This window comes from Actinomycetota bacterium (assembly GCA_005774595.1).
Lineage (GTDB): Bacteria > Actinomycetota > Coriobacteriia > Anaerosomatales > D1FN1-002 > D1FN1-002.
The window spans coordinates 1-7,594 of the sequence record VAUM01000070.1 but is presented as its reverse complement, the minus strand read 5'-3'; the positions used below and the strand labels follow the sequence as shown (position 1 = coordinate 7,594).

Here is a 7,594-nt window from a genome sequence, read left to right as displayed (position 1 = left end):
ATGCCGCTCGGCGTCCAGATCGCCAAGACGCTCGAGAAGGTCGCCGGCACCGGCGGGGCGATCGACACGATCGCCCCGTCCCACGGCGTGGGCTGGCGGGGCGCCGACGTCGGCGCCGTGCTCGCCGAGTACGGCCGGTTGGCCGCCGGCGAGACGCGGCCGAAGGTCGTCGTCGCGTACAGCACGATGTGGGGCTCGACCGACGCGATGGCGCGCGCGATCACCGACGGCGTCGCGCAGGCCGGCGCCGAGGTCGCCGCGTACGACCTGGCCGCCTCGCACCTCGCGCAGGTCACTCGCGACCTGCTCGACGCGCGCGTGCTGCTGCTCGGCTCACCGACCCTGCATCACGGGATGCTCTACCGCACGGCCGGCTACCTCCAGTACCTCGCGGGCCTCAAGCCGGCCGGCAAGGTCGCGGGCGTCTTCGGCTCCTTCGGCTGGAGCAGCGGCGCGACGAAGCAGATGACCGAGCGCTTGGCCGAGATCGGTATCGAGCCGGTACTCGGCGAGATCACGCTCAAGTACCGGCCGACGGCCGACGACCTCGCCGCGTGCATCGAGTTCGGACGCGCGGCCGGTCGCGCGGCGCTGGAGGGCTGAGTCCTACCCGCCCGAGCGCCACGCCTCGAGTGCCTCGGCCGCCTCGGCGACCGACAGCGCCGGCGGCGGCGCCGACGCGTCGCGCTCGCGCAGCGCGGCGAACAGCTCGGCGAGCACCGGGGGCCGGATGTTGGACGCCGCGAGCTGAGCGGCCGCGCCGAACACCTCGGCCGGCGTGCCGGAGAGCGCGATCTCGCCGCCCGGGGAGAGCACGTACGCGTAGTCGGCGAACTCGGGCACCGCGTCGATGTCGTGCGTCGACATGATCACCGTCGTCCCGTGTTCGGCCGCCAGATGCCCGAGCAGGCCGAGCAGCGAGTCGCGGCTCTCGGGGTCGAGCCCCTCGAACGGCTCGTCGAGCACGAGCAGTTCCGGGCGCATCGCGAGCGCGCCGGCGAGAGCGACTTTCCGCTTCTCGCCGCCGGACAGGTTGTGCGGCACGCGGCCGGCCAACTCGGTGATGCCGAGCGCCGCGAGCGCCTCGTCCACGCGCTCGCGCACGTCGGCCTCGGGCATGCCGTGCTGCCGCGGCCCGAACGCGACGTCGTCTGCGACCGTCGGCATGAGGATCTGCTCGTCGACGTTCTGGAGCACCACGCCGATGCGGTGCCGGATCTCGCGCCACTCGGCGGCCGGGTCGACGCCGAAGACGCGCACCTCGCCCTCCTCGGAGCGCAGTAGCCCGAGCAGGTGGTAGAGCATCGTCGTCTTGCCCGCGCCGTTGGGGCCGAGCACCGCCACGCGCTGGCCGCGCAGCGCGACGAAGTCGAGCCCGCACAGGTGGACCTGCGTGCCGTCCTCGTACGAGTGCCGAACGCACGATACGCGCGCGACCTCCTCGCGCGTCGATGCCGGTGTGTTCATCGCTTCCTCCGTCCTCCGTGCGCCGCGCCCGCGGCAGCCAGCGCGACGAGCGCGGCCGCGGGCGGCAGCCACGAGTAGGGGTTCAGGGCCTCCGCGCTCATGCGCCACGCCGCGGACGCGGCGAGCAGCGCCGCAGCAGCGCACACGAGCGCGGCGTCGCGGGCGGGCGCGTCGGAGCGCGCGGCCGCCGTCCGCAGCCGGCCCTCGTAGCCGCGTACGCGCATGACGTCGTAGTCGTGCTGGGCCAGGTCGAGCGCGTACAGCAGCAGGCCGGCGAGCGCACGCGTCACGACGCGGGCGCGGGCGACCGGGTCGCGGGCGCCGGCGCTGCGCAGGCGGGCGGCGCGGGTGAGGTCGGCGAACTTGCCGAGCATGATGAAGAGCGCGCGGTAGGTCATCAGCAGCGCGTCGCCCACGAGCGAGGGCGTGATCCGCTGGACGGCTGCGAACACCTGTGGGTAGGGGGTCGTGAACACGACCGTGAGCGCGGCGAGCGCGGCGGTCACCGCTTTGAGCACGACGACGGTCGCGGTGAGCGCGTCGGGCGCCGAGGCGAACGCGAACACCGCGGCGAACACGGCGGGGTACGCGGCGAGGCCGAACACCGCGCGTGCCGGAAGGCGGCAGGCGATCACCAGCGCTGAGAGCGCGAGGGCCAGCGCGAGCACGACGAACGCGTTCCACGAGACGACGACCGCGGCGAGCACGAGCGCGAGCGCGGCGAGCTTCGAGGCCGGTGCGGTGCGGTGGAGGAACGAGCCGCCCCGCACGGCGCTGGTGTCGACGACCGCGAGGTCCACGTCAGTGTCGCCCCTGCGCGTCGCCGTGCGGGCGGCGGCGGTCCTCGGCGAGCGCGCCGCCGAACACCAGCGCCGGGCGCACGCGCGCGACGTAGCCCACGATCGCGGCGGCGATGAGCGCCTCCATGAGCCATCCGGCCGGCCCGAGTGCGTAGACGACCGCGGCGAAACGTCCCACCGACAGCCCACCGCCCGCGCCCGTCTCGGCGCCGTCTGGCTCCTCGCCGCCCGAGAACAGCCCGAGCGTCACGACCCCGTCCGCGAACGGGGCCCGGAAGGTGAGCGACGACGGGTCGAGCGCGCCCGTCTCCCGCGACGTGGCCGCGTCCCCGCCCGCGAGCGCGACGATCCCGACGAGCATCGTGGTGGTCACGGCGAGCGTCACCACCGTCGCGATACCGGCGGCGAGCCCCGCGCGCCCGCGCCCGAGCATGCGGATGCCGCCGCGGAACAGCGTCCACCCGAGCGCGATCTCGGCCGCCGCCACGATCGTGTTCAGCCCGAGGACCGTGACGCCGCCGTGTCCGAGCATCGCCAGCACGACCTCCACGATGAACGCCGCCACAGCCCCGAGCACCGGACCGAGCAGGATCCCCGCGACGACAGTGAGGTTCACGTGGTAGGCGAGCGGCACGATCTCGGCCGTCATCGCCACGAGCATGAGCGCCGAGGCGACGCCGAGCAGCGGCACGCGCCGGCGCACGTCGGCCGCCTTCGCGCCGCGGCCGGCCAGCCATACGAGGGCGAGCGCGAGCAGCCAGCCGCCGCCCCACAGCCACAGGGGCAGCACGCCGTCCGGGACGTGGATGTGCGACATCGGCCTCTCAGCCCGCCCGCCGCGCGCACGGGCCGCACAGCCCGTACAGCGTCACCTCGTGCCGGGTGACGCGGAAGCCGCCGGGCGGCACGAGGTGCTCGACCGCGCACGGGGTCGCCTCGACCCGGCCGCACGATGTGCACACGGCGTGATGGTGGTGCCCCGCCTCGCCGCACACCGCGTACAGCGCGCGCCCGTCCCGCTCACCGACGGCGTCGAGATGCCCCGACGCGACCATCGCCGCGACCGCGCGGTAGACCGTCGCCGTGCCTACACCCGGGTCGATCTCCCGCGCTCGGACGGCCAGGTCGTCGACGCTGAACGCGCCGCCCATCATCGCGGCTGCGGCCGAGATCGACGCGCGCTGCCGGCTGACCCGGCCGCGTCCGTACGGTGCCCGGTCCTCCACGGGAGACCTCCTCGCGCGATGCGGAAGTGAGAACCGTTCTCAGTTAGGGAGTATACCCCGTGGGCCAGACGCAATCACCGAGGACCGCCCGCAGGGAGTCCGCCAGTTCCGGCAGGTCGACCTGAGCGGTCTCCCATACGATGCCGAGGCTGACCACGTCGTACTCGTGAGCGAGCAGGTTCCGCATGTCGATGGCGTCGCGCCAGGGGACTGTGTCGTGCGCGTCGGCGTATCGCGTCGAAACCCGCCGGGCCGCTTCGCCGATGATCTCCAGCCGTCTGATGACGGCATCCTGGAGCACGGGGTCAGCCTCGAAGGACTTGAAGGTCACACCCGCGAGATAGCACGCGACCCGCTCGGCCGACTGGAGCATGTCGAGCGTGTACGCGTCATCACGCGGCGTAGATGACACGCGCGCCCTCCAGGATCGCGGCGCGGCGCATCGCGTTGTCGCTGCGCTCTACCGCGGCGCGTTCGACCACATCAACCGGCCGCCCGAACACGCCGGCCAGCGTGTTGCGCAGCCGGGCGAGATCGCGAAGCCGCGGCCTGGTGTACGGGGCGAACGTGACCAGGACGTCCACGTCGCTGTCGGCGCGGAAGTCGTCCCGGAGTGCGGAGCCGAAGAGTGCGAGCTCGGTGACGCCGTTGTCCTCGCATGCCGCGGCGAGCGCGAGCACGTCCACCGTCAGGCGGGGGGCCGTCGCTGTCCCGTAGGCCGCGACCGTCTCGGCAGCGATCCCGGCAGCGCCCGGGCGCAGCGCCTCGGCGACGCGTGCGAGGTTCGCAAGGCTGGCGGTGCGGTACCCCGTCCGCTCCCATCGGGCGACCTGCTGCTGCCGCACGCCCAGCGCGTCACCGAGGTCGCGCTGCGAGAGCCCAGCGGCATGCCTGGCGGCGACCAACGCGGGTCCGATGTCGATGAGCGAGATCACGCGCCGAGCATACAACCGTTCGGTTGTCGCTGACAACAACCGAACGGTTGTCGCCCCGGTGCCTCGCTACGGACGCGCGGCGGCGTCGGTGAACGGCTCGAGTCCGATCGCGTCGGCCATGGCGCGGTTGCCCGCGGCGTTGGGGTGAGTGCCGTCGTCGGTGTAGTCGGCCGCGCCGGAGCCCGGCAGCGACACGGAGCCGGCCGGCGACTCGAGCGCCGCGAAGAAGTCGATGCACGCGTAGCCGTGCGCCTCCGCGTACGAGCGGATCCAGGCGTTGAGCTCGAGCGTGTCGGCGCGCTGCCGGCCCCACATCTGCGAGCGGGGCGGCACGGTCGCCATGACCGGCACGACGCCCTGCGACGCGCAGCGCTCGACCATCCACGCGAGGTTGTCCTCGGCCTGCTCGAGCGGCAGCCCGCCCTCGATGTCGTTGCTGCCGCCGAACACGATCACCACGTCGGCCGATTGGGCGCGCAGCGCGCCGTCGAAGCGGGCGCGCATCTGCCACGTCGTGTCACCGCCGATCCCGGCGTTGACGACCACGTACCGCTCTCCCGCGATCGTCTCGTATTCGCCGGGGCGGCTCGGCTGCTGCTGGGCGGGGTCGTCGCCGAGCCGCTCGAGCAGCAGCGCGAGCCACTGCTGCCGCTCCGTCACGTCGCACCACCCCACCGCCTCGGTGATGCTGTCGCCGACGGCGGTGATGCGCACGGGGCCGGTGCGCTCCGCCCGCGTCCGCTCCGTCGCCACCGCGCCCTCGGCCGCTGCTGTCGCGCCCGCGCTCGCCGCCGGCGGTGCGGCCGCCGGCCCGGCCGCCGGCGCGCATGCGGCCACCGCACCCGCGATGGCGAGCGCGATGGCGGCGTGCCCTGCGTGCCTCGCATGTCCCGTGCGTCCCATGCGTGCGAGCGTACACCGCCGCCGGCAGGTTCGGGTACCATAACGGATGCTTATCGAGCAACGCACGGCCCCCGCTCCGAGGAGTCCTCTGTGAACATCCAGCACCTGCGCACGTTCGTCGCCGTCGTCGAGCGGGGCTCGTTCTCCGAGGCCGCGCGTGCGCTCGGCATCTCGCAGCCGGCCGTCACCATGCAGATCCAGTCGCTCGAGTCCGACGTCGCCGCGACGCTGCTCGACCGCCGCTACCGCAAGGTCGACCTGACCGAGGCCGGGCGCGTTCTGCTCCCGCACGCCCGCGCGATCCTGTCGCAGGTCGACGCCGCCCGAGACGAGATCGAGACGCTCGCCGGCACCGTCACCGGCCGGCTCACGCTCGCGGCGAGCACGACCCCGGGCCAGTACGTCCTGCCGCGGCTCCTCGGCGGGTTCCTCGCCGCCAACCCGGAGGTCGGCGTGGAGCTGCGCGTGCACGACACGGCCGAGGTCATCGAGGCGGTGGAGAGCGGCCGCGCGAACCTCGGCGTCACGGGCGCGCGCGTGTCCGGCGCACGCGTCGAGTACGAGCCGTTCGTCGACGACGAACTCGTCATGATCTGCCATCCGGACGACCCGCTCGCCGGGCGCGAGGTCCTCGGCCTGTCCGAGCTCACCTCGGCCGCGTTCATCATGCGCGAGAGCGGCTCAGGCACCCGCATGGTGCTCGAGGACCTGTTCCGGGCCGAGGGCGTCGACCCCGGCGAGCTGCGCGTCGTGATGGAGCTCGGCACCAGCGAGGCGATCGTCTCAGCGGTCGAGGGCGGCATGGGGGTCGGCGTCGTCAGCCGCTACGTGGCGCACCGGCCGCTGGCCGACGGCGCGGTCGCGCTGGTGCGCGAGGGGCACTTCCCGGTCGTCCGCCCGCTCTACCTCGTCGTGCCGAGGGGAACGCTCACGCGCGCCTCATCGGCGCTGCTCGCGGTGCTGCGGGCGCAGGCGCCCGCATAGCGGGAAGGTCGGCTGCACGCTGCGCCCGCATGGCCTCTTTGTGCGCGCACGGGCGCTGGGCTATCCTGACCGCACGCCGCACGGGGTGTGCGGTGACACATCTCCGAGCCCGGAAGCCCTACCGCTCGCGTCCCTGCAGGCGCGCAGTCATGGGCCCCGGGCCGATAGGGTCGACGCGGGAAACCGGTCGGCCTCCCGCGCTCGGAAAGGAGACGCATATGCACCACCTGTACCGCGCGCCTCGATGGAGGCGCACGGCGGCGCTGCTCCTGGCCGCCGCACTCGCCGTCTCGCTCGCCGCCTGCAAGCCGGCGGCGACGACCGAGACCAAGCCGCCCGCAGCCACCAGCGAGGTCGTCGTGGCCTCCACGACCTCGACCCAGGACTCGGGCCTGTTCGACGTGCTCCAGCCGGAGTTCGAGAAGGCCTATCCGCAGTACAAGCTCAAGATCGTCGCCGTCGGCACCGGCGAGGCGCTCAAGCTCGGGGAGACGAAGGACGCCGACGTGCTCCTGGTCCACGCGAAGTCCGACGAGGAGAAGTTCGTCGCCAACGGCTTCGGCAAGGAGCGGCGCGACGTCTGCTACAACGACTTCATCATCGTCGGGCCCGAGGCCGACCCGTCGGGCGTCAAGGCCGCCGCCGACACCACTGCTGCGATGCAGGCGCTCGCGACCGGCAAGGCCGAGTTCATCTCGCGCGGCGACGACTCCGGCACCCACAAGAAGGAGCTCAAGCTCTGGAAGGCCGCCGGCATCGCGACGCCGACGCCCGAGGCCCAGTCGTGGTACGAGTCGACGGGTCAGGGAATGGGCGAGACGCTCAAGGTGGCATCCGAGAAGACCGGCTACACGCTGACCGACCGCGCGACCTTCCTCGCGATGGAGGACAAGGGCGGCCTGGCCATCGTGCGAGAAGGCGACAAGGGCCTGCTCAACCAGTACGGTGTCATCGTGGTCACCGGCGCGAAGAACGAGGCCGGCGGCCAGGCGTTCTTCGACTACGTCCTGTCGGCTGCCGGCCAGCAGATCATCGGCGCCTTCGGCGTGGAGAAGTACGGCCAGGCGCTGTTCACGCCGAACGCGAAGTAGCGAAGGCGCCGCGAGCCGATGGAGCTGTTCGCCGACGCGATCGCCGAAGGGGCCTCCCTGCTGTCCACGGGAGGGCTCGACGTGTGGACGATCGTCGTCACGTCCGTGCGCGTCTCGGGCGCCGCGACGCTCATCGCGCTGGTGCTCGGCGTGCCGCTCGGCTACCTGATCGGCTCGAAGCGCTTCCT

General features: G+C 73.1%; 11 protein-coding genes and 1 riboswitch. Of the genes, 4 read left to right on the top strand and 7 right to left on the bottom strand.

The window, feature by feature from the left end; translation table 11 throughout:
- The gene (locus FDZ70_04415) at positions 1–603 is read left to right on the top strand and encodes an FprA family A-type flavoprotein (protein TLM78296.1); all 603 of its coding nucleotides are present in this window, start codon (positions 1–3) and stop codon (positions 601–603) included.
- Positions 604–606: 3 nt separating this feature from the next.
- Here FDZ70_04415 and FDZ70_04410 read toward each other — a convergent pair whose 3' ends face one another.
- The 7 genes from FDZ70_04410 to FDZ70_04380 are packed head-to-tail and all read right to left on the bottom strand — an operon-like array spanning position 607 to position 5,331.
- Complete coding sequence (locus FDZ70_04410; GenBank protein TLM78295.1) at positions 607–1,467, bottom strand: ABC transporter ATP-binding protein; 861 nt, start codon at positions 1,465–1,467, stop codon at positions 607–609.
- Positions 1,464–2,267, bottom strand: coding sequence for a hypothetical protein (locus tag FDZ70_04405; protein TLM78294.1), 804 nt, complete (start codon positions 2,265–2,267; stop codon positions 1,464–1,466). Before FDZ70_04405 ends, FDZ70_04410 begins: the two co-directional genes overlap by 4 nt.
- A gap of 1 nt (position 2,268) precedes the next feature.
- Positions 2,269–3,084: a hypothetical protein gene (locus FDZ70_04400; GenBank protein ID TLM78293.1), complete on the bottom strand. Its 816-nt coding sequence runs from the start codon at positions 3,082–3,084 to the stop codon at positions 2,269–2,271.
- Between the two features lie 7 nt (positions 3,085–3,091).
- Positions 3,092–3,493 carry a transcriptional repressor gene (locus tag FDZ70_04395; GenBank protein TLM78292.1) on the bottom strand — a complete coding sequence of 134 codons (402 nt, stop codon included), beginning with the start codon at positions 3,491–3,493 and terminating at the stop codon, positions 3,092–3,094.
- A 43-nt stretch (positions 3,494–3,536) separates the two neighbouring features.
- Positions 3,537–3,866, bottom strand: a complete 330-nt coding sequence (locus FDZ70_04390) for a DUF86 domain-containing protein (protein TLM78297.1) — start codon at positions 3,864–3,866, stop codon at positions 3,537–3,539.
- A 19-nt stretch (positions 3,867–3,885) separates the two neighbouring features.
- Complete coding sequence (locus FDZ70_04385; GenBank protein ID TLM78291.1) at positions 3,886–4,467, bottom strand: helix-turn-helix domain-containing protein; 582 nt, start codon at positions 4,465–4,467, stop codon at positions 3,886–3,888.
- Positions 4,468–4,494: 27 nt separating this feature from the next.
- Positions 4,495–5,331, bottom strand: coding sequence for a hypothetical protein (locus tag FDZ70_04380; protein TLM78290.1), 837 nt, complete (start codon positions 5,329–5,331; stop codon positions 4,495–4,497).
- On the opposite strand from FDZ70_04380, the gene FDZ70_04375 reads away from it, so the two are divergent.
- The 3 genes from FDZ70_04375 to FDZ70_04365 all read left to right on the top strand — a co-directional run.
- Positions 5,314–6,315, top strand: coding sequence for a LysR family transcriptional regulator (locus FDZ70_04375; GenBank protein ID TLM78289.1), 1,002 nt, complete (start codon positions 5,314–5,316; stop codon positions 6,313–6,315). The genes FDZ70_04380 and FDZ70_04375 overlap by 18 nt on opposite strands.
- A gap of 89 nt (positions 6,316–6,404) precedes the next feature.
- Positions 6,405–6,546, top strand: a riboswitch (molybdenum cofactor riboswitch).
- Positions 6,534–7,406, top strand: a complete 873-nt coding sequence (locus FDZ70_04370) for an extracellular solute-binding protein (protein ID TLM78288.1) — start codon at positions 6,534–6,536, stop codon at positions 7,404–7,406. It overlaps the preceding riboswitch by 13 nt.
- A gap of 18 nt (positions 7,407–7,424) precedes the next feature.
- Positions 7,425–7,594: ABC transporter permease (locus FDZ70_04365; protein ID TLM78287.1), on the top strand; the 170-nt coding region annotated here is incomplete at its 3' end.

Bases quoted from the DNA above. Each gene is read 5' to 3' on its own strand.
- FDZ70_04415 (TLM78296.1), top strand. From the start codon at position 1: ATGCCGCTCGGCGTCCAGATCGCCAAGACGCTCGAGAAGGTCGCCGGC.
- FDZ70_04410 (TLM78295.1), bottom strand. From the start codon at position 1,467: ATGAACACACCGGCATCGACGCGCGAGGAGGTCGCGCGCGTATCGTGC.
- FDZ70_04400 (TLM78293.1), bottom strand. From the start codon at position 3,084: ATGTCGCACATCCACGTCCCGGACGGCGTGCTGCCCCTGTGGCTGTGG.
- FDZ70_04390 (TLM78297.1), bottom strand. From the start codon at position 3,866: ATGCTCCAGTCGGCCGAGCGGGTCGCGTGCTATCTCGCGGGTGTGACC.
- FDZ70_04375 (TLM78289.1), top strand. From the start codon at position 5,314: ATGTCCCGTGCGTCCCATGCGTGCGAGCGTACACCGCCGCCGGCAGGT.
- FDZ70_04380 (TLM78290.1), bottom strand. From the start codon at position 5,331: ATGGGACGCACGGGACATGCGAGGCACGCAGGGCACGCCGCCATCGCG.
- FDZ70_04370 (TLM78288.1), top strand. From the start codon at position 6,534: ATGCACCACCTGTACCGCGCGCCTCGATGGAGGCGCACGGCGGCGCTG.